23 protein-coding genes are annotated in these 26,302 nt (G+C 68.2%); 21 read left to right on the forward strand and 2 right to left on the reverse strand.

The features are described from left to right. Nucleotides 1-120 precede the first annotated feature (120 nt). The 8 genes from PKF00_RS09850 (at nucleotide 121) to PKF00_RS09885 (ending at nucleotide 12,448) form a co-directional block, all read left to right on the forward strand. Nucleotides 121-2,268 carry an acyltransferase family protein gene (locus tag PKF00_RS09850; RefSeq protein ID WP_271217106.1) on the forward strand — a complete coding sequence of 716 codons (2,148 nt, stop codon included), beginning with the start codon at nucleotides 121-123 and terminating at the stop codon, nucleotides 2,266-2,268. A 115-nt stretch (nucleotides 2,269-2,383) separates the two neighbouring features. Continuing rightward, complete coding sequence (locus PKF00_RS09855; RefSeq protein ID WP_271217107.1) at nucleotides 2,384-3,631, forward strand: sensor histidine kinase; 1,248 nt, start codon at nucleotides 2,384-2,386, stop codon at nucleotides 3,629-3,631. Nucleotides 3,632-4,097: 466 nt separating this feature from the next. Further along, nucleotides 4,098-4,910, forward strand: a complete 813-nt coding sequence (locus tag PKF00_RS09860) for a PIG-L deacetylase family protein (RefSeq protein WP_271217108.1) — start codon at nucleotides 4,098-4,100, stop codon at nucleotides 4,908-4,910. 39 nt (nucleotides 4,911-4,949) lie between these two features. Beyond that, nucleotides 4,950-6,554, forward strand: coding sequence for an ArnT family glycosyltransferase (locus PKF00_RS09865; RefSeq protein ID WP_271217109.1), 1,605 nt, complete (start codon nucleotides 4,950-4,952; stop codon nucleotides 6,552-6,554). 161 nt (nucleotides 6,555-6,715) lie between these two features. Beyond that, the gene (locus PKF00_RS09870; protein ID WP_271217110.1) at nucleotides 6,716-7,414 is read left to right on the forward strand and encodes an ABC transporter ATP-binding protein; all 699 of its coding nucleotides are present in this window, start codon (nucleotides 6,716-6,718) and stop codon (nucleotides 7,412-7,414) included. Next, nucleotides 7,414-9,807, forward strand: coding sequence for an ABC transporter permease (locus PKF00_RS09875; protein WP_271217111.1), 2,394 nt, complete (start codon nucleotides 7,414-7,416; stop codon nucleotides 9,805-9,807). Before PKF00_RS09870 ends, PKF00_RS09875 begins: the two co-directional genes overlap by 1 nt. Before the next feature lie 501 nt (nucleotides 9,808-10,308). After that, complete coding sequence (locus PKF00_RS09880) at nucleotides 10,309-10,770, forward strand: methyltransferase domain-containing protein (RefSeq protein WP_271217112.1); 462 nt, start codon at nucleotides 10,309-10,311, stop codon at nucleotides 10,768-10,770. A gap of 88 nt (nucleotides 10,771-10,858) precedes the next feature. Then, nucleotides 10,859-12,448, forward strand: a complete 1,590-nt coding sequence (locus PKF00_RS09885) for an MBL fold metallo-hydrolase (RefSeq protein WP_271217113.1) — start codon at nucleotides 10,859-10,861, stop codon at nucleotides 12,446-12,448. Nucleotides 12,449-12,773: 325 nt separating this feature from the next. Here PKF00_RS09885 and PKF00_RS09890 read toward each other — a convergent pair whose 3' ends face one another. Beyond that, nucleotides 12,774-14,399 (reverse strand): FAD-binding oxidoreductase, encoded by a 1,626-nt coding sequence (locus PKF00_RS09890; protein ID WP_271217114.1) that lies wholly within the window; start codon nucleotides 14,397-14,399, stop codon nucleotides 12,774-12,776. Between the two features lie 279 nt (nucleotides 14,400-14,678). Between PKF00_RS09890 and PKF00_RS44640 the strand changes: the two genes are divergently transcribed. The 13 genes from PKF00_RS44640 (at nucleotide 14,679) to PKF00_RS09945 (ending at nucleotide 25,599) form a co-directional block, all read left to right on the forward strand. Next, nucleotides 14,679-14,981, forward strand: a complete 303-nt coding sequence (locus tag PKF00_RS44640) for an alpha-hydroxy-acid oxidizing protein (protein ID WP_369011168.1) — start codon at nucleotides 14,679-14,681, stop codon at nucleotides 14,979-14,981. A gap of 22 nt (nucleotides 14,982-15,003) precedes the next feature. Continuing rightward, complete coding sequence (locus PKF00_RS09895; RefSeq protein ID WP_271217115.1) at nucleotides 15,004-15,429, forward strand: acyl-CoA thioesterase; 426 nt, start codon at nucleotides 15,004-15,006, stop codon at nucleotides 15,427-15,429. A 58-nt stretch (nucleotides 15,430-15,487) separates the two neighbouring features. Next, nucleotides 15,488-16,717 carry a 3,5-dihydroxyphenylacetyl-CoA synthase DpgA gene (dpgA, locus tag PKF00_RS09900; RefSeq protein WP_271217116.1) on the forward strand — a complete coding sequence of 410 codons (1,230 nt, stop codon included), beginning with the start codon at nucleotides 15,488-15,490 and terminating at the stop codon, nucleotides 16,715-16,717. Nucleotides 16,718-16,728: 11 nt separating this feature from the next. Beyond that, nucleotides 16,729-17,379: an enoyl-CoA-hydratase DpgB gene (dpgB, locus tag PKF00_RS09905; RefSeq protein WP_271217117.1), complete on the forward strand. Its 651-nt coding sequence runs from the start codon at nucleotides 16,729-16,731 to the stop codon at nucleotides 17,377-17,379. Continuing rightward, entirely contained in the window at nucleotides 17,376-18,680 is a 1,305-nt protein-coding gene (dpgC, locus tag PKF00_RS09910) for a (3,5-dihydroxyphenyl)acetyl-CoA 1,2-dioxygenase DpgC (RefSeq protein ID WP_425582142.1), read from the forward strand. The genes dpgB and dpgC overlap by 4 nt, the downstream gene beginning before the upstream one ends. After that, nucleotides 18,677-19,510, forward strand: a complete 834-nt coding sequence (gene dpgD, locus PKF00_RS09915) for an enoyl-CoA-hydratase DpgD (RefSeq protein WP_271217119.1) — start codon at nucleotides 18,677-18,679, stop codon at nucleotides 19,508-19,510. The genes dpgC and dpgD overlap by 4 nt, the downstream gene beginning before the upstream one ends. A 48-nt stretch (nucleotides 19,511-19,558) precedes the next feature. Beyond that, complete coding sequence (locus tag PKF00_RS09920) at nucleotides 19,559-20,020, forward strand: cation:proton antiporter domain-containing protein (RefSeq protein ID WP_271217120.1); 462 nt, start codon at nucleotides 19,559-19,561, stop codon at nucleotides 20,018-20,020. A 179-nt stretch (nucleotides 20,021-20,199) separates the two neighbouring features. Then, nucleotides 20,200-21,486: an aminotransferase-like domain-containing protein gene (locus PKF00_RS09925; protein WP_271217121.1), complete on the forward strand. Its 1,287-nt coding sequence runs from the start codon at nucleotides 20,200-20,202 to the stop codon at nucleotides 21,484-21,486. Nucleotides 21,487-21,702: 216 nt separating this feature from the next. After that, nucleotides 21,703-22,773, forward strand: a complete 1,071-nt coding sequence (gene hppD / locus PKF00_RS09930; protein WP_271217122.1) for a 4-hydroxyphenylpyruvate dioxygenase — start codon at nucleotides 21,703-21,705, stop codon at nucleotides 22,771-22,773. Continuing rightward, nucleotides 22,766-23,944, forward strand: coding sequence for an alpha-hydroxy acid oxidase (locus PKF00_RS09935; RefSeq protein WP_271217123.1), 1,179 nt, complete (start codon nucleotides 22,766-22,768; stop codon nucleotides 23,942-23,944). Before hppD ends, PKF00_RS09935 begins: the two co-directional genes overlap by 8 nt. A 166-nt stretch (nucleotides 23,945-24,110) precedes the next feature. Beyond that, nucleotides 24,111-24,299 carry a DUF2786 domain-containing protein gene (locus PKF00_RS44645; protein WP_369011162.1) on the forward strand — a complete coding sequence of 63 codons (189 nt, stop codon included), beginning with the start codon at nucleotides 24,111-24,113 and terminating at the stop codon, nucleotides 24,297-24,299. A gap of 170 nt (nucleotides 24,300-24,469) precedes the next feature. Next, entirely contained in the window at nucleotides 24,470-24,832 is a 363-nt protein-coding gene (locus PKF00_RS09940; RefSeq protein WP_271217124.1) for an antibiotic biosynthesis monooxygenase family protein, read from the forward strand. A 116-nt stretch (nucleotides 24,833-24,948) separates the two neighbouring features. Further along, nucleotides 24,949-25,599, forward strand: a complete 651-nt coding sequence (locus tag PKF00_RS09945; protein WP_271217125.1) for a DsbA family oxidoreductase — start codon at nucleotides 24,949-24,951, stop codon at nucleotides 25,597-25,599. Between the two features lie 92 nt (nucleotides 25,600-25,691). Here PKF00_RS09945 and PKF00_RS09950 read toward each other — a convergent pair whose 3' ends face one another. Then, a complete protein-coding gene (locus PKF00_RS09950) occupies nucleotides 25,692-26,282 on the reverse strand; it encodes an MFS transporter (RefSeq protein ID WP_271217126.1) in 591 nt (196 codons plus the stop codon). Nucleotides 26,283-26,302 lie beyond the last annotated feature (20 nt).

The following is a 26,302-nucleotide window of genomic DNA, read 5'->3' on the forward strand; positions in this document are numbered from 1 at the left end:
AGCTGATCGACTCAGCCCGGACCCGCCCGCTTGCCGTCAACGCCCCGCATCCCATGGCTTTCGTCCGCGCGGGTGCGACCTTCGAGGGCCGCACATCATCTCGATGACTCGGGAGTTGCCATGGTGCGCCCGACACCCGCCGAACTTTCGACCTGCTCATGCGGGCTGACGCCGCACGCCTCGTCGTGTGAGCCGCAAGGCGAACACGCCGGCGGCCGGAGCTCCGCGTCCCGCGCGGACATTCAGGGCCTTCGTGCGATCGCGGTGGCGGCGGTGGTCGCGTTCCACCTGTGGCCCGGCGGACCGACCGGCGGGTACGTGGGGGTCGACGTCTTCTTCGTCATCTCCGGATACCTCATCACGAGCCACCTGCTGCGTCAGCCGGGACACGTCGGCAGGAGACTGCTGGATTTCTGGGCACGCCGCATCCGCCGCCTCATCCCGGCCGCGAGCCTCGCGCTCCTGGTCACGCTCGCCGCGTCAGTGGTGTGGCTGCCGCTCACGGTACTGGGGACGGCGGCGCGTGAGGTGATCGCCGCCGCGGTGTACGCGGAGAACCTGAGGCTCGCGTTCACGCAGGCGAACTACCTCAACGCCGACCAGCCGGACTGGCCCGCGCAGCACTATTGGTCGCTGTCCATCGAGGAACAGCTCTACGTCGTCTGGCCGCTGCTGCTGGGGATGGCGGCCTGGCCTGCCGCCCGGGTGGTACGGGGGCGCCGCCGTCCGGAGAGCTTCACGAGGTGGAGCGCGGTCGTGGTCGGGGGTGTGGTCGTCGCCGTGTCCCTCGCCTGGTCGGTGGACAGGACGGCGGCCGATCCGGCCGCCGCGTACTTCGTGTCGACGACCCGCTTCTGGGAGCTGGCACTCGGCGGGCTGGTCGCGGCGGTGCTCACCGTACGCGCGGCGCCGCGCGCGCGGACGGTCCGCGTCGGGCTCGCGTGGGCCGGTCTGGGCATGATCGTGTGGGCCGTCGTCCGGTTCGACTCCGAGACGGCCTTTCCCGGGGCCGTCGCCCTGATGCCGACGGTGGGGACCTGCCTGGTGATCGCGGCGGCCGCGGACGGTCTCCGCGGCGGACCCGGCCGGCTGCTCGCGTGGCGGCCGGTCCAGTGGCTCGGCGACACCTCCTACGCGGTGTACCTGTGGCACTGGCCGCTGATCATGATCTTCCCGTACGTGCTGGGCCGCTCGCTCACCGTGATCGATTCCTTGGCCGTGATCGCGATGACTCTTCTCCTCGCCGCGTTCTCGCAGCACCTCGTCGAGGACAGGCTGCGCTGGCACCCGGTTCTGGTCCGCAGCCGCAAAGTCACGTTCGCGATGCTCGCGTCGTGCGTTGTCATTGTGGGCGGGGCGGGAGCGGGTGTCGCCGCCTACGCTGACGCCGCCGAACGTACGGCGAGTGCCACGTTCGAGGCCGCAGCCGCACGGGCAGGGGCATGTCTGGGCGCCGGCGTCGTGCGCGACCCGGCGTGCGAGGATCCGGGGCTGCTGATGCCTCCTCAGATCGCCTTGAAGGACAAGCCCGCCGTGTACGCGGACGGATGTGTGAACAAGGAACCGTTCATCGCACGGAACACGTGCACGTACGGACCTGACACCGGCGGCAAGCGCATCGCCCTGGTCGGGAACTCCCACGCCGGGCACTGGGTTCCGGCCCTGGAGAAGGCGCTGTGGAGCGAGCGCTGGCGGCTCACCACCTACGTACAGCTGGCGTGCTACACCGTCGATCAGCCGATCGTCTCGGAAGGCGCGGGGGTCTCGGAGAACTGCCAGAAGATCAACAGGTGGGCGGTCGGGTCCATTGTGAAGGGTGGCTACGATCTGGTGATCATGTCCAACCGTACGCATGAGCCGCTCGCCGACGTCTCGCCCGCCGGTCAGGAGGCCGCGGCCGAGCGGGCCTATCGCGGCACGCTCCGGGCCTTCACCGGGGCCGGCCTTCCGGTGCTCGTCCTGCGGGACACCCCGGCCATGCCGGACAGCGTGCCTCACTGCATCGCCAAACACCCGGACGACATCGACTCCTGCGGCGGTCCGACCGGCGTCGTGCTCCGACCGGATCCGCTCGCCGCCGCCGCCCGCGCCGACACCACCGGCCTCGTCTCCGTGGCGAGCCTCGACGACCTGATGTGCGGCGAGCGGTGCCGCCCCGTCATCGGCGGCCTGATCGCCTACTCCGACCGCAGCCACCTCACCACCACCTTCGCCCGCACCCTGGCGCCCGAAGTCACCGCGGCGGTGCGCGGTGCGCTAACCCGCTAGGCGCCGGGATGTGGTATCTCGGCCGTCAGCCCGTGCGACTCGACCCTCGCCCCGGGCTGCGATCGTCGGTGCCGTGGGCGCCTCCGGCCCGTCCGGGTCTCGTACCATCGGAACAGTGGCCGATCGTCTTCGACGTCTGACAGTCTTCCGCAGCGTACGGCTGCGCCTCACGCTCGTCTACGGCGCGTTGTTCGCCGCCTCCGGGGTGGTGCTGCTCGCCATCACCTATCTGCTCTTCCGCGGCTCCAGACCCTTCGTGCTCGTGGACGGTGACCCTGGCGGCAGATTCCGCGCCTTCGCGCGGCAGCAGCAGGCGGCCATTCTCGAGAACCTGTTGCTGCAATCGCTGATCGCCCTGGCCCTGATGACGGTCATCTCGTTCCTGCTCGGCTGGCTGGTGGCAGGGCGGATGCTGCGCCCGCTGCGGACGATGAACGCCACCCTCAAGCGGATCTCCGCCCATAACGTCCACGAGCGGCTCGCCCTCCCCGGCCCGCGCGACGAGCTGCGCAATCTCGCCGACACGGTCGACGGGCTGCTGGAGCGTCTGCACAGTGCCCTCGACGCGCAGAAGCGCTTCGTCGCCAACGCGGCCCACGAGTTACGCACCCCGCTCGCCCTGGAGCACGCGTTGCTGGAGGAGAGCCTCCTGCATCGAGATTCCGACACCCCGTCCATGCGATCGATCATGGAGCGGCTGCTCGACCTCAGCCGACAGCAGGGGCGCCTGCTGGAATCGCTGCTGACGCTGGCCAAGAGCGAAGGCGGCCTCGATCACCGGGAGCTCCTGGATCTGGCGGAGATCGCCGAGCGCACGATACGCACGATGGAGGGGACCGGCCCCGGGACTGACGGGAACAGTCCCAGGGCCGGCGCGAGTGCCGGCCTGAGGGCTGACGGGAACAGCCCCACAGTCGGCGCGGCAACCGATTCCTGGGCCAACGGGAAGCCCTCCGGGGACGGTTGCCCACACCCCCGACTGGTGACCGGGATCGCATACGCCCCTACGATGGGCGACCCGGCACTGGTCGAACGGCTCATCACCAACCTCCTGGACAACGCCACGCGCTACAACGTGCCCGGCGGCCAGGTGGAGATCTCCACCCGGATCGAGGGCGGCAAGGCCGTCGTCTCCATCGCGAACACCGGTCCGGTGATCCCGACCGAGCAGGTCCAGCGCCTCTTCGAGCCCTTCCAGCGACTCGACCGCACCCGCGTCGACGACCACCATGGCCTCGGGCTGTCCATCGTCCGCGCCATCGCCGTCGCCCACGACGCCACGTTGACCGCGGACGCGCGGCCGCAGGGTGGCCTCTCGATAGAGATACGCTTCCCGCTCATGCCGCGCGCAACGCGACGGTAGACGCCATCCGAAACGCCCTGCGAGACGCCGCGAACGCGTCGATCAAGGCGGCCGAGGAAAGGTCGTGCGGCCGCGTTCTTCTCCCTCATGTTCTCCCGCCCAGTGGTTGCGTTGACACCATTTCTAGGCGGCAGACGGTGACAGGGCGGTCAGAGAACGTGTGACTTCGGTGTGACCGCGAATGTCAGACGGGAACCTCGCTCACGCACTCTGCGCAATCGCGGGGGCGGCGCAGAAACAATCGTCCACCCGCTCGCCGGGGACAGCGGCGAACAAGGCGCCCGGCACGACGCCCAGTGACGAGCCCGCGCCCCGCCGGCCCCGTCGCTGCCGAGCCAACGTACGGCGCGCCCAGCGTCTCCAGGAAGCCCGGAAGATCCCGCCTCCCAGAACGGCCCGCACATGAAAGGTCCCGTCCAGTCTCGATCCATTGCAACGGGGCAGGGCCGACACCAGACTGATCACCATGCTGCAGGACGCCGACCGAACCCGGATATTAGCAATCTCCCCGCATTTGGATGATGCCGTCCTATCCATCGGAGCCAGCCTCGCCCAGGCGGTGCAGGACGGTGGAAAGGTGACGGTCTTCACGGTGTTCGCCGGTAGCGCGGCACCCCCCTATTCCCCGGCGGCGGAGCGATTCCATGCACGCTGGGGTCTGTCGCCGACCGAGGACGCACCGCTTCGTCGACGAAACGAAGACATCGCCGCCCTCAATCATCTCGGCGCGGACCATCGGCATGGCCGATTTCTTGACGCCATCTATCGAAAGTCACCGGACGGCCAGTGGCTGCTGCACCACGACGGAGGTTCGACAGTCCGCCAGCAGTCGCCGGTGAACAACAACGATCTGGCTTCTGCGATCAAGGATGACATCGAGTCCGTGATCGCAGAGTGCGAGCCAACGCTCCTTCTCACCTGTGTGGCCATCGGGAATCATCCCGACCACATGGTCACGCGAGATGCCACGCTGCTCGCGGCGGGCGAGAGAGGCATTCCGCTGCGGCTCTGGCAGGACCTCCCGTACGCGGCCTACTCCTCGGACATGGCCGAACTGCCGAGCGGCCTCCGGCTCGACTCTCCGGGCCTGAGCTTCGTCCAGGAAGAGGCGCGGGCGCGGAAATTCCAAGCGATGAAGCACTACGCGACGCAGTTGTCGGTGCTCGACGGGCCGAATAAGAATTTGTTCACCAGGCTGGAGGAGCATGCCCGGAGCGCTTCGCCAGACGGCGGATACAACGAGACCACCTGGCCGGTCATTCGCTACGCGGACAAGTGAAGGCAGCGAACCGCCGAAGGATACGTCAGGGAGTTCCTCATGTCGGAAGTCATCCTGAGTCCGCCGTCCGCGTGCCGGGATCCCGCACCCGCCGACAGATCCCCCCGCTGGGCGGTGTGGCGCTCGCCGCCCGGTCAGCCGTGGTGGGCCCGGCCGGCGCTGCTCTGCATCGCGGCCACGGCACTGGTGCTCTATGCCTGGAATCTGCCGCTGGTCGACTACGCGCCGAGATACTCGGACGCCGTCAAGAGCATGTCCGAGAGCTGGAAGGCGTTCCTGTACGGCACCGTCGACGTGGAGGCGACCTACACGCTTGACAAGCTCGCCGGGGCCTTTGTCCCGCAGGCCGTCGCGGTCAAGATCTTCGGCTTCCACGCCTGGTCCCTTGCGCTGCCGCAGGTGATCGAGGGCGTGATCTCGGTGCTGGTGATGTATCGGATCGTGCGGCGATGGGCGGGTGTGGTGCCGGGCCTGCTCGCCGCCGCCGTCTTCACCATCACCCCCGTGGCCGCGTCCATGTTCGGGCACAGCATGGCCGACGGGGCGCTGGTCATGTGCCTGGTGCTCGCCGTCGACTCCTATCAGCGTGCCGTCATGGAAGCACGGCTGCGGTCGCTGGTCTGGGCCGGTGTCTGGGTCGGGCTGGGTTTCCAGGCGAAGATGCTGGAAGCGTGGATGATCCTCCCCGCCCTGGCGATCGGTTATCTTATGACCGCGCCGATTGAACTGCGCCGTCGGCTGCGGCACTTGGGAATCGCCGGGGCGGTGACGCTCGTGGTGTCGCTGTCGTGGATCACGCTCTATACCGTCACTCCCGAACCCGACCGGCCTTACATCAGTGGCACCACGAACAGCAGCGCCGCCGCGATGGTGTTCGGTTACAACGGTCTCGGGCGCCTGGGCATCAACCTGCCCGGAGCCCTGCCTCCCAACTACATGGGCTCGGTGATCGGCCCGGCGCCTCCGAAGAAGTCGGCGCAGCGGCCCCGGCCGGGCCCCGGCGTCGTCATACCCGAAATAGGCATCCAGGATGGGGGCGGCTGGGGCAAGCTGTTCGGCGGCCGCCTCGGCGTCGCGTCCGGTTGGCTGTATCCGCTCGCTCTTCTGACCCTGCTGTGCGGGCTCTGGTGGTGGCGGGCCGAGCGTACCGACCAGGCACGCGGCGGAATGGTGATGTGGGGTGTGTGGCTTGTCACCTTTTCCCTGCCCTTCAGCGCGGTCTTTGTCGTCCCACACAGCGCATATGTGGCCGTACTTGCACCGCCGATAGCTGCTTTGTCCGGAATTGGCATTGTGATGTTCTGGCGGGCGTTCCGGGGCGGAGGCAGGGTAGCGTGGATATTTCCGCTCGCGATCGCGGCCGAAGTGGCATGGAGCGCCTGGCTGTGGTCCTTCTATCCCACCTTTCTGCCGTGGGCGCTGTGGGGCGCGTTCGCGCTCGGCGTGGTCGCCGTCGTCGCGCTCGCTCTGGCGCGACTGGTCAGGCCCACCCGAAACTCCCTGGTCAACGCCGGACTCGCCATTGGCGTCGCGGCCATGCTGGCCGCGCCCGCCACGTGGTCCGCCTCTGTGCTCGACCCGAGGTACGGAGGAAGTTCCTTCGACGCCAATGCCGGACCAGCGGCCCGGACCCCTGGGGGCTGACCAGGGAATCTCAACCCTTTATCATGAAATTCAGGACATGGCGGCCTTGAGTGGCAATATCCGCGCGGTGCCCTGTTTCAATTTGAATCGATGGTGCCCAGTCGAGCGCTCGTCTACGCTGGCATGCCGACTGTACGCAAGCACAATCGAAGGGTGCTTCTATGACCGGCCAGCGAGCCGCTGTGGAAACCGTGGCGGCCAGCGCGCGGAATCTGACCAAGATTTACGGCCAGGGCGAAACTCAGGTTTATGCCCTGCGCGGCATCGACCTCGACCTCCCGCGAGGAAAGTTCACCGCGATCATGGGGTCGAGCGGATCGGGCAAGTCCACGTTGATGCACTGCCTGGCCGGGCTCGACAAGGCGAGCGATGGCAAGGTCACCGTGGGCGGCACCGATCTCGGATCGCTCGACGACGACGCGCTCACGGTCTTCCGCCGTGAGCACATCGGCTTCGTGTTTCAGTCGTTCAATCTGCTGCCGATGCTCACGGCGTTCCAGAACATCGTGCTCCCGCTTGAGCTCGGTGGCAGGCGGGTTGACAACGCGGCGACCGAGCGCGCGCACATGCTCGCCGAAACCCTCGGCGTGGCCGACAGGCTCGGCCACCGGCCCTCGGAGATGTCCGGTGGCCAGCAGCAGCGGGTGGCCATCGCCCGGGCTCTGATCACCGGGCCGGATCTGCTGTTCGCCGACGAGCCCACCGGAAACCTGGACAGCACCACCTCGGCGGAGGTCTTGGGCTACCTGCACAAGTCGGCACGCGAGCTGGGCCAGACCGTCGTGATGGTCACCCACGAGCGTGACTCGGCGGCCTACGCCGACGGCGTGGTCACGCTGGAAGACGGGCGGATCGTCTGATGCGCACCTTCTTTCTCGCGTCGCTGCGCACCCATATCCGCAGGTACGTCGCGGCGGCGATCGCGGTCACCGTCGCCGTGGCCTTCGTCGTCGGGGTCGGCGTGCTCACCACCGGGGCACAGACCGGAATCATGGCCGGCTTCGGGGCGCCGTTCCGCAATTCCGACTACGTGGTGTCCAAGCTGAGGAACGAGGATGCGTTCAAGCTCGTCGAGCGTCATGGCGAGAACGCATCACCGCTCGGCAGAGCCATGCTGACGGTGCGCGCGGGTGGCCGGTCCTACCCCGAGATGGGCGTGGGGCCGGTCGCCGCCTCAACGGACTTACGCTGGCAGAAGCTCACCTCGGGCCGTTTCCCCGAGCGCAAGGGCGAGGCCGTGGTGGACTTGTGGGACGCCCAGAACTGGGATGTCTCCGTCGACGACCGCATCCGGATAGGCGAGGGGGCCACGGCAGCCGATTTCACCGTGGTCGGCATCGTGCAGGCGCCTTCTCCTGTGGCGCAGGCCTCGGTGTACGTCACCTGGCCGCAGCTCGTGCGCTGGGCCGACGATCCCTCCCTCGGCGTCTACACAGTGACGGTGCGGGGCGCGGTCGGCCCGGTCCCCGAGGACGCGAAGGTGCAGACCCCGGAGCAGGCCATCGCGGACAGAACGGCACAGCTCCAGAACGGGGTGGACACCTGGTCATTGCTGCTGCTGCTCTTCGCCGGCATCGCGGTGTTCGTCTCGATCCTGGTCATCGCGAACACGTTCTCCATTCTGCTGGCCCAGCGATTGCGCGACTTCGCACTGTTGCGCTGCGTGGGTGCGACCCGGCGCCAGGTGACGAGCTCGGTACGCCGGGAGGCGGCCGTCGTCGGCCTGCTCGCTTCACTGGCCGGCGTGCTCGTCGGCATCGGACTCGGCTACGGGCTCATCGCCTTGATCAAGTCCCTTTCACCGATCACACCGATCGCCTCCCCGCCACTGCCCGCGCCGTGGCTGCTGGGCGGGCTCGCCATCGGACTGACGGGCACCCTGGTCGCGGCCTGGCTGCCGATCCGGCGCGTGGTGCGGGTGAGCCCGCTGGCGGCGCTGCGCCCGGACACCGCGACCGACCCGCGTACGGCCTCGGGGCGAGCACGGCTGGCGCTCGCCGCCTTCCTGTTGATCGCCGGGCTTCTCCTGCTCGTGCTGGCGATGGTGTGGCACAGCACGGTGCTCATGCTGGCCGGCGGCGGTTCGATGTTCATCGGCGTACTCCTGTTCGGTCCGGTGCTCATCCCCCGTCTGATCCAGATCACCGGTACGCGCTTCGGCCCCATCGGGCAGCTCGCGACGAAGAACGCCGTGCGCAATCCGCGCCGGACCGCCACCACCACCGCCTCACTCTTGGTCGGTATCACCCTGATAACCGCCGTCCTTACCGGGATCAACACCACATCCACGGCGCTGAACGAGGAACTCGACGGCCAGCACCCCGTCGACGCCGCGCTCGTCTCGACCGGCAAGCCGTTCTCCGACGACCTCCTCGACAAGGTACGCCGCACCTCCGGGGTGGATCTGGCCATCACAGTGGACGGCGCCGTCGCCACGGTCTCCGGCCTCGACAAACCGATCCCGGTGATAGCCGCGCCGGACGCCAAGCAGGTGGCCCGCGACGGCGGGGCGTTCGCCCAGGTGGAACCCGGCGTGATCAGACTCGATGAATCCGCCTTCCGTCAGCTGCGCCTCCAGGCCGGCGACAAGGTCAAGGTCGCGGTCGGCGAGCGGCGGGCTGTGCTGCGGGTCTCCATCGGCACCGGCTGGGGCCTGGAAGCCATCGTCGCGCCGGAGACGCTGGCCCAGCTCACCGACTCTTCCGCGCCACGTGCCATCTGGATCCGCGCATCCTCCGACGCCGACTCGGCGCGGCTCGTCGGTGATCTGGGCGACCTGGCGGCTCCGGCCGGCGCGAACGTGTACGACCAGCTGGAGGCCCGTGAGACGGAGAACGCGCCGCTGAGGATCCTCACCTGGGCGATCGTCGCCCTGCTCGGCTTCTCCGTGGCGATCGCCCTCGTCGGGATCGCCAACACCCTGGGCCTGTCCGTTCTCGAACGCGTTCGCGAACACGCCCTGCTGCGCGCGCTCGGCCTCACGCGCAGGCAGTTGCGGCAGATGCTGGCCGCCGAGGCCGTGCTGCTCTCACTGGTGGCCGCCCTGCTCGGCACCGTGATCGGGATCGGGTTCGCCTGGGTCGGCTACGAGACTTTCGTGAAACAGGCTCTCACCAACGCCACCATGCAGGTCCCATGGCCACTACTCGGGGCCGTCCTCCTCACCGCCGCCCTGGCGGGGCTCCTCGCCAGTGTTCTCCCGGCACGCCGGGCCGCTCGGGTGACGCCGGCCGCGGGGCTTTCCTTCGAATGAGGCCGCGTTCGATCAAGCGGTATCGGGAACGGGGACAAGGACAGTGAGCGCGCTGGACAGGTAGCCGCGGACGGCGTATCGCTGCTCGGTGGCCTTGCTCGGTGGACCTTCTCCGATCGGGGCCAGGGTGCGACAGCGCCCTGGTCCCGATCGCGGGCGAGGCCGACGGCGTCGTCGTCCTGGCAGGGATCGTGCACCACCACGCGCGCAGATTGTCCCCGAGACCGACCGGAGCGGCAGCCACGCCCGCCGGCCGTGAGCGCGGTGCGCGTCTTGCCGTAGCGGCATGGCCTTGCGGGACGTGTCCGGCGATGCCGCCCTCAGCCCCCTCATCCGGCCAGGCCGGCACCTTGCCCTGCGAGGCCGGCCGCTCACGCGGCCGGACGGCCTCCGCCTGCAACGCCGCATAACCCCATCACCCGCCGCCCTGACTGGTTATCCCCGGGAGTTGTCCAACCTCCTGTCGTGCCAACGTCGAATCCCTATGAGTAGGTTGGCGCAATGGGGAGCAAAGCAGAGCATGAACCGATTCGGCCCGCCCACGCGGATATTCTGCCGGCCCCGGTAGGCGAAAGAGGCGTGCTGTGTGAATTTTACGACGAGAACGCCTCGGACATCTTCCGGGATTTGGAGGCGGACGCGGGCGGCACGGAGGAAGCACATGGTTTTTCCGCGCTTATTCGCCCGGCGTCGGAAGCGGTCCTGGAGCTCGGGGCCGGAACCGGCAGACTGACAGTTCCGCTCCTGGAACTCGGCTGGGAGGTGACCGCCCTGGAACTGTCGACCGCGATGCTCGCCACCCTGCGGATGCGGTTGGCAGACTCGTCGGCGGACCTGCGGGATCGGTGCACCGTCGTTCACGGAGACATGACCGCCTTCGACGTGGTCGCGCGGACCCCACTTCCCGGGGTGCGTAATCACGAACTGGTGCTGGAGGCACAATTGAGCGGCCAACCCTCATAGTGGACGACGCGCCCTCGAGCGCCCCGGGGAAGCGCTTGTGAGTTCTCGAAGGCACTTCTCGGCAGTCATTCGATAGCGAGGAGCAGAAGTGAACGAGGAGCCCCTCTTTCTCCGGCCCGACACCATTATCGAACCGTTGGCCAACAGGTTCTATGCCACGATGTACGCGACGGCCCCCATCATGGCCGCCATGAATCTCGCTTTCCGGAACATACCGATGCTGGAGTCCTACCTCGCATCCCCGGAATGGCATTTCGCAGCCGCTCGCGATCCGAAGTTCCGCGGCGGATTCTTCGTCAACATCGAGGAGAAGCGGAAGAACGAGGTCGAGGCGCTGCTCGCCGCCATCCGGCGGGACCGCGCGGACATGATCCGGTTCGCCGAGGCGATCGCGGAGGCCGAGAAAATCGTCCGCGAGGAAGCGACCGGTTACGATCTCAGGCCGCTCTACCCGAAGCTGCCTCCCGAGCTGTCGGGCCTGGTGGAAATAGCCTATGACACCGGCAACGCGGCCTCGCTTCACTTCCTGGAGCCGCTCGCCTACAAGAGCAAGGCATTCGCCGAGGACTGCCAGTCCGTTCAGATCTCAGTGGAGACCGGAATCGAGCGGCCGTTCGTGATGAGCACCCCGCGACTGCCCTCACCCGACGTGCTCGAGCTGGACATCCCGTTCCGGCACCCAGGTCTGGAGGCGCTCTTCCAATCCAGGATCCGGCCCACCACTCTGGCCGCCCTCCGCGAGGCGCTGGAGCTCGGCGACGCAGAAGCGGGCCGGCTCGCCGACCTGCTGGTCCCGGAGCCCGCGCTCGCCACCGACCGCCACATCGCGGCCGGAGCCCGGATCCGCTATTGGGGGCACGCCTGCCTGCTCATGCAGACGCCTGACGTGGCCATCATGACGGACCCGTTCATCAGCGCGGACACCAGCGCGACCGGTCGCTACACCTACAACGACCTGCCCGACCACCTCGATTACGTCCTCATCACGCACGGGCATTCCGACCATCTCGTGCCCGAGACACTGCTGCAACTGCGCGGCCGGGTGGGCACGTTCATCGTGCCGAGAACCTCGCGCGGCAACCTGTGCGATCCTTCCCTGGCGCTCTATCTCAGGACCCTCGGACTCCCCGCGATCGAGGCGGATGACTTCGACGAGGTCGAGTTCCCCGGCGGGAAGATCGTCTCCACCCCGTTCTTCGGCGAGCACGCCGATCTCGACATCCGCGCCAAGTCGACATACTGGATCAACCTCGGTGGAAAGTCGATCTGGGTGGGCGCGGACTCCTCCGGCCTCGACCCGGGTCTCTACCGCTATATCCGCCGGCATCTCGGAGCGGTCAACATCGCCTTTCTCGGAATGGAATGCGATGGCGCTCCCCTGAACTGGCAATATCAGCCGTTCATCACCAAGCCGTTGCCGAAGAAGATGAGTGACAGCCGCAAGATGTCCGGCTCCAACGCGGAGCAGGCGAGTGCGATCGTCACTGAACTGGGCGCCGAGGAGGCCTACATCTACGCGATGGGCGAGGAGAGCTGGCTCGGCCACGTCATGGCCACCAGCTACAACGAGGACTCCTACCAGCTCCAGCAGATCGCCGAGTTCGAGGCATGGTGTTCCAACAAGGGCGTGAAGGCCGCCCATCTGCTTGACCAGCATGAATGGCACTGGTCGTCATGACGTCCTGCCGAATCGATGCCGGCTTGAGCAGGTCGTTGAAGACGGCGAGGATCTGCCGGTAGACGCGGTGGCCGGGGCAACGGGAGGCTGCCCGCCGGGTTCAGCGGGGGCGTGATCCTCCTCGGCGAGGGAGACGAGGGCGGAAGGCCATCGTCCCGCCACGTGCCGAAGGAGCGGGCTTCCCCTGAAGTCAGGCAGCCGCCTGACTTCAGGGGAAGCTCCGCCGCCCTGGTGGCCGTCACCGGCGGGTGATCTGGAGGGATCAAGGCCGTAGCTCCAGATCATGATCCAGGAACACCCGCTCGGCATCACCGATCGCGCGACATCAGGGCCGGATCGACAACGCGTGGTGGAAGTGGTTGCGCGGGTCGTAGGCCGCCTTCACCCTGCGCAGCCGCGGGTAGTTCTCCTTGTAGTAGAGATCGTGCCACGGCACGCCCGAGGTGTTCTGCTGCGGATCCGCGAGGTCGCTGTCGGGATAATTGATGTACGCCCCGTCATTGATGTCGTTCGGCACCGGAACTCCGCCGGTCTCGGCGTACACGTCGGCATAGAGCTTGCGGACCCACTGCAGATGCCTCGCCTCGTTGCGGGGATTCGCCCATCCGGTGATGTAGTTCACCTTGAGTATCGCGTCGCGTTGCGGCAAGGCGGTGGTCGCCGGGTCGACGGTGTTCACCTTGCCTCCGTACCCGATCAGCCAGACGGCGCCGTAGTCGATCCCGTCCATGTGGGTCATGTTCTCGTACACGGCCTCGATCTGCTGGTCGGTCAGCCGCTTGCGCAGGTAACCGGCCTTCGTCTTCGACCCAGGAGCCTTCCCCCCTCGCCCCGGCGAGGAGGCCAGCCATCTCTCTTCGATCGGCTCGGACACCTCGACCGACGGGATGCCGTCGATCACCGCTTCGATATGCGCGTCGAGCAGTCTCCGAGCGTCCGGCCGGGTGTTGTCCACCTGAATGGGCATCATGAAGCCGCTCTCGCCCATGCCAGGGACCTTGTTCCCTATCATGAGCTGACTCCACAGCCCGGTATACGGCGAATCGGGAGCGCTGTTCTGCTCGTACCACTCTCCGTGGTTGCGCAGCAGCCGGGAGAACGCCGCCTTCGTCATTCCTTCCCAGTCGAAGGTCACCGTGCTCATGAGCAATGTCGCGGGCGGCTTCGGGAGCAGCCGCTCCGGATCCCGGCCGACCTGCTCCGGCACCCGCATCCAGTACTTCGTGACCACGCCGAAGTTTCCGCCGCCACCGCCGGTGTGCGCCCACCACAGGTCGTGATGGGGGTCGTCGCGCTCACGGGTCGCCACGATCACGCGCGCCTTGCCGTTCCCGTCGACGACGACGACCTCGACCGCGTACAAGTAGTCGACAACGGAGCCGAGCTGCCGCGACAGCGGGCCGTAGCCGCCCCCGCAGATGTGTCCGCCGACGCCGACCCCACCGCAGACCCCACCCGGTATGGTCACGTTCCAGCCCATGTAGAGCTTCTCGTACACGTCCGAGAGCGTGTTGCCCGGCTCGATCAGGAACGCGTTCATCGACGGGTCGTACGCGATCTCGGTCAGCAGCGACATGTCGATGATGACCTTGACGTCGGGGTTGTCGACGAAGTCCTCGAAACAGTGCCCGCCGCTGCGGACGGCGACCCGCTTGCCGTCGCGTACCGTCTTCTCAACGGCATCGACCACATGCTTGGTGGAGCCGACCAGCTGGATGTAGTCGGGCTTGCCGCTGAAGCGGCTGTTGGCGCCGCGCAGGTTCAGGTTGAGGTAGCGGGGGTCGTCCGGAGTAACCTTGACCGGGCCGGCTGGCTGCAGGCAGCGCTCGTCGCGCTGCTCCGGTCGCCCGGACGCGGCGTCGGCCTGCGCGGCGTCCGCTCCGGTGCCGCCGGTCACCATCGCCGCGGCGCTCCCGGCGATGGAGGCGCCTAGTAATTTACGTCGATTCATCCCTGTCACATCGGCGACGTTACCTTCGGTTTGAATCAATCAACTCGCTGTCTGACTGGACGTAAGCCCTCTCTCTCCACGTCGTGACCGTACGTCCGCGTCCATCGCCTATAGATTTCCGATCTCTGAAGATACGGTCGCCCTTGTGCGCCACGGCACCCACGCGGGGTCAGGGAAGACGTGCGGTGACAAGCCCGGCGAGCCGGGAGACACCCGCCTCGATCAGTTGTCGCAACGGGGTGAACAGGACGCCGTGGTCGCGGACGATGCGGTCCAGCGATCCGCGCGCTCAAAGGGGACCGCGCCGTCAAGGCGGGTGCCGGCGGAAGCGGGGTGTCCAACCCCGGAGGCCGTCAGTTGGACGGCGCCGTGCCCGGGAGCGAGATGCTCGGCGAGATCGCCGCCGCGCTCTCCGGCGGCTGCGAGGTGCCGCTGGAGCCGGCTGAGCACAAGGCCCCCGGTACGGCTGCGCCCGGCCTCGGGCAGACGTCCTACCTGATCCAGTTCCTTCCAAACGACTGGGAACAACATGGGACATCCACACGATCAAGAGTCCGACAGCCGAGGCCGGCCCCCGGCTGACGGCACCCGCCGGCTGGTCGAGATGAAGAGCATCCCCGAGAAGCACATGTACTACCGCCAGGTGCGTTTTTCCGATATCGACGCCCACGGCCACGTCAACAATGTGCGATTCCTCGAGTATCTGGAGGACGCCTGGATCGCCCTCTATCTCGACAATACGGCCGTGCCGCCGGAGGACCGCGACGGGGTGCCCACCGTGGGGTTCGCCATCGTGCGCCACGAGATCTTCTATCGTCGCCCGCTCAGGTTCCGGCATGGGTCGGTGCGGGTCGAGTCGTGGGTGACCAAGATGAACCGGGTCACCTGCGAGATGGCCGCGCAGATCTGCTCGGACGGGGAGGTGTTCGTCGAAGCCCGCTCGATGATCATGGGCTTCGACGCGCAGACCGCCAAGCCGCGGCGCTTCACCGTCCACGAGCGCACCTTTCTCACGCGTTACCTGCGCTGATTGCGACTCCCCCTGACGCTGTTACTCCTTTTGCCATTTCTCAGGGCGTTGGACGATCTTGACCGTCGAGATCGGCCGAGCCTACCTTCACGGTGTTCGCTGCGACCGGAAAGGTGAGAAAAATGGCCGCGTCCGAGGTCAAGCAAGTGCTCCGGAGCAAACTCAGGACATGGGGGTGGATGTATCGATGACGACCAGCATTGCGTCGGCAGAAGCCCTTTCCGCCCTCACAGAACTGACCGAGATCACCAGATTCGCCGGCGTGGGGACAGCTGTTTCCGCCACGTCCTATTCGCAACCCGAGCTGCTCGAAATCCTCGGCATAAGGGATCCCAAGATCCGATCGCTGTTCCTGAACAGCGCGATCGATCGGCGTTTTCTCGCGCTTCCGCCTGAGGGCCGGGACGGGACACGCGTGGCGGAAGCGCAGGGTGATCTCCTGGAGAAGCACAAGAAGATCGCTGTCGACATGGGGTGCCGGGCGCTCGAGGCCTGCCTCAAGTCGGCGGGCGCGACGCTGTCTGACATCCGTCACCTGTGCTGTGTCACCTCGACCGGTTTTCTGACCCCCGGCCTGAGCGCGCTGATCATCCGCGAGCTCGGCATCGACCCGCACTGCAGCCGCGCCGACATCGTGGGCATGGGATGCAACGCGGGGCTGAACGCGCTCAACGTGGTCGCGGGCTGGTCCGCGGCGCACCCGGGTGAGCTCGCCGTCGTTCTGTGCAGCGAGGCGTGTTCCGCTGCTTACGCACTGGACGGGACCATGCGGACCGCGGTGGTCAACAGCCTGTTCGGCGACGGATCCGCCGCCCTCGCCGTCGTCTCCGGTGACGGGCGCGTACCCGGTCCGCGCGTCCTGAAGTTCGCGAGCTACATCATCATCGACGCGGTCGACGCGATGCGCTACGACTGGGACCGCGACCAGGACCGGTTCAGCTTCTTCCTCGATCCGCAGATTCCCTACGTGGTCGGTGCGCACGCCGAGATCGTCGTGGACAAGCTGCTGTCCGGTACGGGGCTGCGCCGCAGCGACATCGGCCATTGGCTGGTGCACTCCGGCGGCAAGAAGGTGATCGACGCCATCGTCGTCAACCTCGGCCTGAGCCGGCACGACGTCCGCCACACGACCGGTGTGCTCCGCGAGTACGGAAACCTCTCCAGCGGCTCGTTCCTCTTCTCCTACGAGCGGCTCACCGACGAGGGCGTGACCAGGCCGGGAGACTATGGCGTGCTCATGACCATGGGGCCCGGCTCCACGATCGAAACGGCGCTGGTCCAATGGTGAGTGGCAGTGAGATGAACGGCGAACTGGAGCTGAGCTTCGACGGCGCTCAGTCGCCGGCTGCGTCGGTCGAGGCGATGAACGCCCTCTGCGACCGCGCCGAGGACCATCGAGCACCCGGCCCGGTCATCGTCCACGTCACGGGCGTGCCGCGCCCGGGCTGGCCGAAGGGCCTGACGGTGGGCCTGGTCTCCAAGTGGGAACGGGTGGTGCGCCGGTTCGAACGGCTCGGCCGGCTCACCGTCGCCGTGGCGTCAGGCGACTGCGCGGGACTGTCTCTGGACCTCCTCCTCGCCGCCGATGTCCGGATCGCCGCTCCGGCGACCCGGTTGCTGCCCTCCTGGGCCGGCGGCGCCACGTGGCCCGGAATGGCCGTTTACCGGCTCACCCAGCAGGCGGGTACGGCCGGCATCCGGCGGGCCGTGCTGCTCGGGGCGCCGATCGACGTCGGCCGCGCGCTCGCCCTCAACTTGATCGATGAGGTGTCCGAGGACCCGGCGGCGTCCCTGGCCGGCCTGACCGAGCTGGCCGGCGCCATGGACGGCGCGGAGCTGGCGATTCGCCGGCAGCTGATATTCGAAGCCGGCTCGACCACTTTCGAGGACGCGCTCGGTGCTCACCTGGCCGCGGTGGACCGGGCCTTACGACGGGAGACCCTCTCGTGACGACGGATTGGCCGGCTCTGCCGCTCAGGTCGCCGCTCGCCCTCTGTGCCCTGACGGTGGAGGCGCGGCGAGTCGATGACCTGCTCGCTCGGCTGCCGGCGCCTTCTGCCAGGACCTCCGCCCAGCGCGATGCCGCGTCCTCGGCACTCGACAAGGTGAGGGGGATGCGCGCGGACTATGTGGAGGCACACGCCGAGGAGATCTACGCCGAGCTCACCTCCGGCCTGACAAGGCACCTGCGCATCGACGAGCTCGTACGCGCCGCCGCCCGGGCCTATCCCGGCCTGGTGCCCACCGATGAGCAGATGGCGGCCGAGCAGTCGCGGCAGCAGGCGGAGAAGGAAGGGCGCGAGATCGATCAGGGCATCTTTCTGCGCGGGATCCTGCGTGCCCCGAAGGCGGGCCCGCACCTGCTCAACGCCATGCTCCGGCCCACCCCCAGGGCCCTTCAGCTGCTCCCTGAATTCGCCGAGTCCGGCGTTGTGCGGATGGAGGCGGTCGAGCTGCGGCGCCGCGACGGTGTCGCGTACCTGACCCTGTGCCGGGATGACTGCCTCAACGCCGAGGACGCTCAGCAGGTGGACGACATGGAGACCGCGGTCGACCTGGCGCTGCTCGACCCCCGCGTGCGGGTGGGGCTGCTGCGGGGCGGCGAGATGAGTCATCCTCGGTATCGGGGACGACGGGTGTTCTGTGCGGGCATCAACCTCAAGAAGCTGAGCGCGGGCGACATCTCCCTCGTCGATTTCCTCCTGCGCCGCGAGCTGGGCTACATCCACAAGATCGTTCGTGGTGTGTTCACGGACGGTTCGTGGCACTCGAAGATGATCGACAAGCCCTGGGTGGCGGCCGTCGACTCCTTCGCCATCGGCGGCGGGGCTCAGCTCCTCCTGGTCTTCGACCATGTGCTGGCGGCGTCCGACGCCTACATCAGTCTGCCCGCGGCGACGGAGGGGATCATTCCCGGGGCCGCGAACTATCGGCTCACCCGGTTCACCGGGCCACGCACGGCCCGGCAGGTGATCCTCGGCGGGCGCCGGATCCGGGCGGACGAGCCGGACGCGCGGTTGATGGTCGACGAGGTCGTCCCGCCGGGGGAAATGGACGAGGCGATCGATCGTGCCCTGGCCCGCCTCGATGGAGATGCGGTGCCGGCCAACCGGCGCATGCTGAACCTGGCCGAGGAACCGCCCGAGGCGTTCGGCCGCTACATGGCCGAGTTCGCCCTGCAGCAGGCCCTGCGCGTCTACGGCAAGGATGTCATCGGCAAGGTCGGCAGGTTCGCGGCGGGATCGGCATGAGCGATCCCCGAGTGCGCTACGAGAAGAAGGAACACATCGCCTACGTGACGATGGACCGGCCCCACGTGCTGAACGCGATGGACCGGCGGATGCACGAGGAACTCGCCGAGATCTGGGATGACGTCGAGGCCGACGACGACGTCAGAACGGCCGTTCTGACCGGCGCGGGAACGCGTGCGTTCTCCGTCGGCCAGGACCTCAAGGAACGCGCGCTGCTGAACGAGGCGGGCACGGAGGCCACGACGTTCGGCAGCCGGGGGCAGGCGGGTCATCCCCGGCTGACCGACCGTTTCACCCTGTCCAAGCCGGTGGTCGCCCGGGTGAACGGCTACGCGCTGGGGGGCGGCTTCGAGCTGGTGCTCGCCTGCGACATCGTCATCGCCTCCGAGGAGGCGGTCTTCGGCCTGCCGGAGGTCCGGCTCGGCCTGATCCCCGGGGCAGGAGGCGTGTTCCGGCTGCCGCGGCAGCTGCCGCAGAAGGTGGCGATGGGCCATCTGCTGACCGGGCGCCGAATGGACGCGGCAACGGCGTTCCGGTACGGACTCGTGAACGAGGTCGTACCGCCTGATGAGCTGGATCGGTGCGTGACCGGATGGACGGACAGTCTCGTGCGCGGTGCTCCGCTGTCCGTTCGCGCGATCAAGGAGGCCGCCATGCGGTCGCTCGACATTCCCCTGGAGGAGGCATTCGCCACGTCCTATCCCTGGGAAGAGCGTCGTCGGCGGAGCAGCGATGCGATCGAGGGCGTCCGGGCCTTCGTCGAGAAACGGGACCCGGTCTGGACGGGGATCGCGGGTGAAGGACGGCCGGCGGGCGCTGCGCTCCCCTAGGACGGGCGGGATACCGGGCCCTGTCGGACAGCTGTCCCACGGGCCGACATGATTTCCCCGCACTTGCTGCTGCTCTTCTTCGTTCAGGTCGCGGCCCTCCTGCTGCTCGCGTTGCTCCTGGGCCGCCTGGCCGTACGGCTGATCCGGCGGCAGGGCGCCACGGCCGCGCGGGTGAGCGCCTCCGGGTTGCTCATACCGATGGCCTTCGGCATCGGCGCCGGCCTGGTGCTGCCGGCCGAGTTCCGCGGAACCGGCGGACCGGCCGTCTTCGCCCTCTTCCTCGGGGTGGCGATGTGCGTCAGCGCGATCCCCGTGATCGCCAAGACGCTGATGGACATGAACCTGCTCCATCGCAACGTCAGTCAGCTCACGCTGACCGCCGGCATGATCGACGACGCTTTCGGGTGGGTGCTGCCTTCGGTGGTGACGGCGATGGCCACCGCCGAGGAGGAGGCCCGCCTGCTCACCTACGGGCTGCGATCCAGCGGGGCGGGGGACGACGTGCGGTGACGATGGGTCACAGCGGCGAGCGGCCGCCTGACATGACTATATGTCCACATCGACATAAATACGTCCGTCCAGTTATCGGCCCTCGCTCCAAATCCTTTGGGCCGCCGGGCGGGCATCCGGCACGATTCTGCCCAGGTCGCACTTGACGCCTGGTCGGCGAAGGGAAAACCCTTGCTCCCATGGACTCCAACGTGCTTTCCCATCAATTAAGCAAGGAAACGCTGCACGGATCGCTGACGGACCCGGCCATCGAGTCGATGAATCTGCTGAACGAGATAGCCGACAGATACCCCGACGCCATTTCCATGGCCGCCGGCCGACCGTACGAAGAGTTCTTCGACGTCAGTCTCATCCACGACTATCTCGAGGCCTACCGCGACCATCTCCGCGACGACCGGAGGATGGACGATGCCGGGATCAGCCGCATGCTTTTCCAGTACGGGACCACGAAGGGGATCATCTCCGACCTTGTCGCGCGGCACCTCGCCGAGGACGAGAACATCGAGGCCGACCCGGAATCCGTGGTCGTCACTGTGGGCTTCCAGGAGGCCATGTTCCTGGTGCTTCGCGCGCTGCGAGCGAGCGAGCGGGATGTGCTGCTCGCCCCCACCCCCACCTACGTCGGCCTGACCGGAGCGGCGCTGCTCACCGACACACCCGTCTGGCCGGTGCGATCCACCGGGAACGGCATCGACCTCGATGACCTGGCCCACCAGCTGGAACGCGCACGGGAACAGGGCGCGCGGGTCCGGGCCTGCTACGTGACACCCGACTTCGCCAACCCCACCGGCACCAGCATGGACCTGCCCGCCCGCCATCGCCTCCTGGAGATCGCCGCGGCCCACGGCATCCTGCTCCTGGAGGACAACGCGTACGGGCTCCTCGGACAGGACCGCCTCCCCACGCTGAAGGCCCTCGACCAATCGGCGACCGTGGTGTACCTCGGCTCCTTCGCCAAGACCGGCATGCCCGGCGCCCGGGTCGGCTATGTCGTGGCGGATCAGCACGTGGCAGGGGGCGGCTTGCTCGCCGACGAGCTCTCGAAGCTCAAGGGCATGCTCACCGTGAACACCCCGCCCATCGCCCAGGCGGTGATCGCCGGCAAGCTGCTGCGCAACGACTTCAGCCTGGCCAGGGCCAACGCCCGTGAGACCGCCATCTACCAGCGCAACCTCCACCTCACGCTGGGCGAGCTCACCCGCCGGCTCGGCGCCGCCCCCGGAGTCACCTGGAACGCGCCGACGGGCGGGTTCTTCATCACCGTCACCGTGCCCTTCGTCGTCGATGACGACCTGCTGGAACACGCCGCCCGCGACCACGGCGTGCTGTTCACCCCGATGCATCACTTCTACGGTGGCAAGGACGGGTTCAACCAGCTCCGGCTGTCGATCAGCCTGCTCACCCCGCAACTGATCGAGGAGGGCGTCTCCCGGCTCGCCGGGCTCGTCACCGCACGTCTCCCCTGACCCACGTCTGAGAGTGCGTTCCGCGAGCCGATGTCGCCGGGTTCGGCGCGCCACTTGGGCGGCAGGTCGTGCACGACCCGGCCTGCCGACCGGCGGTAACGCTATAAACCCCGACGATCACCCTGCGAAATCACGTGAATAGGCTCGCAAACCGCATTTTCAGACCGTCCAATGGACACAGTGCGGAATCTCCCCGCCCGGCCGTAGCGTCGGAATATGGAATCGCTTCCGCCTCTCGCCGTTGATTACGTCGAAATGTACGTAGCGGATCTGCAGGTCGCCACTCTCCCCTGGACCGATCAATACGGCTTCGCCATCGTGGGCACGGCGAACACCGCCGACCACCGCAGCGTCGCGCTCCGGCAGGGCCGGATCACCCTGGTCCTCACCCAGGCCACGTCCGACCGGCATCCGGCTTCGGCCTATGTGCGAACGCACGGCGACGGGGTCGCCGACATCGCCCTGCGGACCCCGGACGTTGACGCCGTCTTCACCCATGCCGTGGCCGCCGGCGCCCGCCCCGTACGGTCCCCGTCCCGTCACCCCGGCCCGGGGCCGACATGCTCCACCGCGATCGGCGGCTTCGGCGACCTGCTTCACACTCTCGTCCAGCGGGAGCCCGGCGACGGCCCCGGCCTGCCGGTCGGCTTCTCCGACGCCCCACCCCCGGACACGTCCGGCGCGGACACGGGGGAACTGCTCGACATCGACCACTTCGCCGTGTGCCTCCCCACGGGCGAGCTCGACATCATCACCGACTTCTACATCGCCACACTCGGCTTCAGCGAGACTTTCAAGGAACGCATCGAGGTCGGCACCCAGGCCATGGAGTCCAAGGTGGTGCAGAGCGCCTCCGGCGACGTCACGCTGACACTGATCGAGCCGGATCCCCTGGCGGACTCCGGCCAGATCGACATGTTCCTCGAACGTCACGCCGGCGCCGGAGTGCAGCACGTCGCCTTCTCGTCCGCGGACGCCGTACGCGCCGTGAGCACCCTGTCCGAGCGGGGCGTCCGGTTCCTCAGCACGCCGGACAGCTACTACGACCTGCTCGAATCACGGATCCTGATCCGGGATCACACGGTGGACGAGTTGCGCGCGACGGGACTGCTCGCTGATGAGGATCACGGCGGACAGCTCTTCCAGATCTTCACGGCATCCACCCATCCGCGCGAGACCCTCTTCTTCGAGGTCATCGAGAGGCGGGGAGCCCGCACCTTCGGAGGCGCCAACATCAAGGCTCTGTACGAGGCCGTCGAGGTGGCGAGGTCCCAGCAGCGTGTATGAGCCTCCCGTCTGCCTCGCCGAGTTCGAGGAGATGGCTGCCAAGGTCCTCCCCGGCGACATCCGGGATTTCATCGACGGCGGGAGCGGCCGCGAGCAGACCCTCCACGCGAATCGGGCCGCTTTCGACCGGGTGTTCCTGGTGCCGCGGGTGCTCCGTGACGTGTCGGCCTGTTCCACCCGTGCGACGCTGCTGGGCCGCCCCGCGGCGATGCCGGTGGCCGTGGCTCCCGTCGCCTACCACCGGCTCGCGCATCATGACGGCGAGCTGGCGACGGCCCGGGCGGCGCGGGACGCTGGTGTCCCGTTCACCGTCAGCACCTTGAGCAGCGTCCCGGTGGAGGACGTCACCGCCCTGGGGGGACACGTCTGGTTTCAGCTCTACTGCCTTCGGGACCACGCCGCCACCCTCGGCCTGATCCGCCGGGCGGAGGACGCGGGGTGCCGGGCGTTGATGCTCACGCTCGACGTGCCCTGGATGGCCCGCAGGCTACGGGACATGCGCAACCAGTTTCGCCTGCCCCCGCATGTGCGGCCCGTGCACCTGACGGCGGGCTCGGAGACCGAGGCTCATCGGGGTGCCTCGGGCGGCTCCGCGCTGGCCGCGCACACGGCCATGGAGCTTTCCGCCGCGGTGGACTGGTCGTACCTCGAGACCCTCCGGGCCGCCAGCGGACTCCCGCTGATGGTCAAGGGGATTCTGGACCCTGAAGACGCGCGCCGCGCCGCGGACATCGGCGTCGACGGCATCGTGGTCTCCAACCACGGAGGACGTCAGCTCGACGGCGCCATAGCCAGCCTCGACGCGCTGCCAGGTGTGGCGGAGAGCGTCGGGGACCGCTGTGAGATCATGCTCGATGGCGGCGTCCGGTCGGGAGCCGATGTCCTCAAGGCGCTGGCGCTGGGGGCGTCGGGTGTGCTCGTCGGACGCCCCGTGATCTGGGGTCTGGCCGCGGACGGTGAACGGGGCGTCCGTACGGTGCTCGACCTTCTCGGTGCCGAGATCAAGGACGGGCTCGGCCTGACGGGCTGTGGCGACGTCGCCGCCGCCCGGGCACTCAAGACCACCTGGCCCGGCACTTCCGGCTCGGCACTTTCCCCGATCTCGGACAAGGGTTGTGGCGCAACGGCTGGCAGCCCGCCGACGTGGTCAGGATCGCGGCCAGACGGCTGACCGACTGGCACGGGCGGGCGGCGGCCGACCTCACCGCCTGGGAGCTGCGCGGTTACGCGCCAGCCACGGTGGACGAGCGCTGGCGCGACCAGCTCGCCCGCCCGGGGCCGCTCGCCGTCCGGTCCGGGCACGCCCGCACGGGGTCAGCGAGAAGACGTTCGCGCGGGTGCGGGCGCTGCTCGCCAAGGCGGAGTCGACGACGTACGAGGCGGAGGCGCAGACGTTCCCGTCGGCGTTCGCCTCCAGGATCGGGGAGCGGCTCGCCGAGGCCACGGCGGCTGGAGCGAGCCCTCGGCCATCAGGGCGAGGATCTGGTTCTCGGCGAGGGGCGAGCGCGGATCGCGGTGACGGGTGAGCAGGCAGCGGACGACCTCGGGTCGATGACGCAGCCGCCGGTGACGTCCCGCTCGATGTCGTCGGCGAACTCGTGCACCTCCAGGACGCGGTCCTTGATCTCAAGTGTGCTTGAGGTTGCACGATAGGGCCAGAACCCAAGCCCGCACACGGTCATGAGGGAGCGCCTGCGTGAGCACCGATCACGGCTTCTACTCGATCATCGACTACACCGTCGACAGTGCGCGGACCCAGCGTGAGCTGGTGGACGCCTTCGCCGAGATCCAGGAGCGGTGGGTGCGTTTCCACCCCGGCTACCGGTCGGCGCGCCTCCACGTGAGCACCGACGGCACCCGTGTCTACAACATCGTGCACTGGGAGAGCGAGGCGGACTACCGCGACTTCGTGGAGACCTCCGACACGGAGGGCCGGGTGGCGGCCATCCAGAAGGCGCTCGACGGCCTGTCCGGCTGGGCCGAACCTCGCATGAGCGGCCCGCCCACCTACACCGTCGTCCGCGAGGTCGGCCCAGGACCGCGCAGAACCGACTCCTGATCCAAGCGCCCTGCCCGCCTCCCCCTCCGGCAGGGGCGCGACGCGGTCCGCGTGGCCTTCGGCCCGGCCGGCGCGACGTTCACAGCCAGAGCACCGCCAGAAACAGGAGGACATCCATGAGAGTCGAGATTTACGCCGACGTTCTGTGCCCGTGGTGCTACATCGGCAAGAGACGTCTGGCCGCGGTGCTGGCGGAGGTCGTCGGCCGCGAACGGCTGGAGGTCGTCTGGCGCAGCTATGAGCTCTCCCCCGGGGCAGGCCGGGTCCCCGGCCCGACGGCCGCAGAGGCGATGGCCGAGTGGTGGGGTGAGCAGGCGTCCGCCAGGATCTCCCGGATCCAGGCCCTCGGCGCCGCCGAGGGCCTGGATCTCAACCTGCACGTCGCCCGCCCCGTGAACACCTTCGACGCGCACCGGCTGTGCCATCTGGCCGCCGGCCGCGCCCTGGCCGACGAGATGATGGAGCGTCTGCTCCACGCTTACCACACCGAGGGGCTCGACGTGGCCGACCAGGGTGTCCTGGAACGCCTGGGCGTCGAGGCCGGGCTCAACGCCGACGAGGTGCGCGCCGTCCTGACCGGCGACGCGTACGCGGAGGCCGTCAGGGCCGACGAGCGCCGCGCCGCCGAGCAGGGGGTGACCGGGGTTCCCTCGGTGGTGATCGGCGGAGGGCCTCCGGTCTCGGGCGTCCAGCCGCCCGCGGAGCTGCGGCGGCTGCTGGAACTCTCCCTGGCGGACTCGCGGGCCGCGGATTCCGCTCACAGGTGACCCCTGGCGTGGGAGGCGGGAGCGTCCACGCCGGAACGGCCTCCGGGGCCGGCGGGAAGGCCGAAGGCCACGCCGAGTTCGGGCGTCCCGCCTCAGGGACAGGCCTCGGGGACAGGAGCGGAACGCGGCGTGAGAACCATGACCGCCGCCAGGACCATGAGGACAGACAGGGCGTCGAGCAGGAAAATCGAGCTGTAGGAGAAATGGTCGTCGACTGCCGCGCCCAGCCCGGGCCCAAGGAGCAGGCCCGCACCGGCCGCCGTCAGCGGCGCCACCGCCGCTCTCCCCACCTGACCGGGAAAGGCTGCGGCCACGAGCCCGGAACCCGCCCGGACCGCGATCGCGGCCGTCAGGCCCTGCACGGCCCTGCCGCCGACCAGCAGGACGGTGTAGACGTCGTGCCCGCCGATCGCCATGCCGGCGTCGAAGGCGAAGGCGCACAGCACGGAGGCGAGCCCGAAACCGGCCAGCCCGGAAAGCAAAACTCCTCTACGGGGCCCCACGGGGATCAGTACACCCAATAAAGCCAATAAATACGCATAAATTGGCCAGGTAAAAACGGCGAGGCTCACCTGAGAGTCGAGGGCGACCGGCGGCAGAGCGGCGTCGAGCACTCTCACGTTCACCGAGAGAAGAAGAACGCCCGTGGTGAGGACGCCGAGCGTCCGCCATCGTTCCGTCATGCGCCGGACCCTACCAAAGG

The organism is Streptosporangium carneum (assembly GCF_027922005.1).
Lineage (GTDB): Bacteria > Actinomycetota > Actinomycetes > Streptosporangiales > Streptosporangiaceae > Streptosporangium > Streptosporangium carneum.

Coding starts and splice junctions, on each gene's coding strand:
- PKF00_RS09865 (WP_271217109.1), top strand. CDS start 4,950: ATGTCGGAAGTCATCCTGAGTCCGCCGTCCGCGTGCCGGGATCCCGCA.
- PKF00_RS09895 (WP_271217115.1), top strand. CDS start 15,004: ATGAAGAGCATCCCCGAGAAGCACATGTACTACCGCCAGGTGCGTTTT.
- PKF00_RS09880 (WP_271217112.1), top strand. CDS start 10,309: ATGGGGAGCAAAGCAGAGCATGAACCGATTCGGCCCGCCCACGCGGAT.
- PKF00_RS09945 (WP_271217125.1), top strand. CDS start 24,949: ATGAGAGTCGAGATTTACGCCGACGTTCTGTGCCCGTGGTGCTACATC.
- PKF00_RS09870 (WP_271217110.1), top strand. CDS start 6,716: ATGACCGGCCAGCGAGCCGCTGTGGAAACCGTGGCGGCCAGCGCGCGG.
- PKF00_RS09890 (WP_271217114.1), bottom strand. CDS start 14,399: ATGAATCGACGTAAATTACTAGGCGCCTCCATCGCCGGGAGCGCCGCG.
- dpgD (WP_271217119.1), top strand. CDS start 18,677: ATGAGCGATCCCCGAGTGCGCTACGAGAAGAAGGAACACATCGCCTAC.
- PKF00_RS09850 (WP_271217106.1), top strand. CDS start 121: ATGGTGCGCCCGACACCCGCCGAACTTTCGACCTGCTCATGCGGGCTG.
- PKF00_RS09860 (WP_271217108.1), top strand. CDS start 4,098: ATGCTGCAGGACGCCGACCGAACCCGGATATTAGCAATCTCCCCGCAT.
- hppD (WP_271217122.1), top strand. CDS start 21,703: ATGGAATCGCTTCCGCCTCTCGCCGTTGATTACGTCGAAATGTACGTA.
- PKF00_RS09925 (WP_271217121.1), top strand. CDS start 20,200: ATGGACTCCAACGTGCTTTCCCATCAATTAAGCAAGGAAACGCTGCAC.
- PKF00_RS09920 (WP_271217120.1), top strand. CDS start 19,559: ATGATTTCCCCGCACTTGCTGCTGCTCTTCTTCGTTCAGGTCGCGGCC.
- PKF00_RS09875 (WP_271217111.1), top strand. CDS start 7,414: ATGCGCACCTTCTTTCTCGCGTCGCTGCGCACCCATATCCGCAGGTAC.
- dpgB (WP_271217117.1), top strand. CDS start 16,729: ATGAACGGCGAACTGGAGCTGAGCTTCGACGGCGCTCAGTCGCCGGCT.
- PKF00_RS09950 (WP_271217126.1), bottom strand. CDS start 26,282: ATGACGGAACGATGGCGGACGCTCGGCGTCCTCACCACGGGCGTTCTT.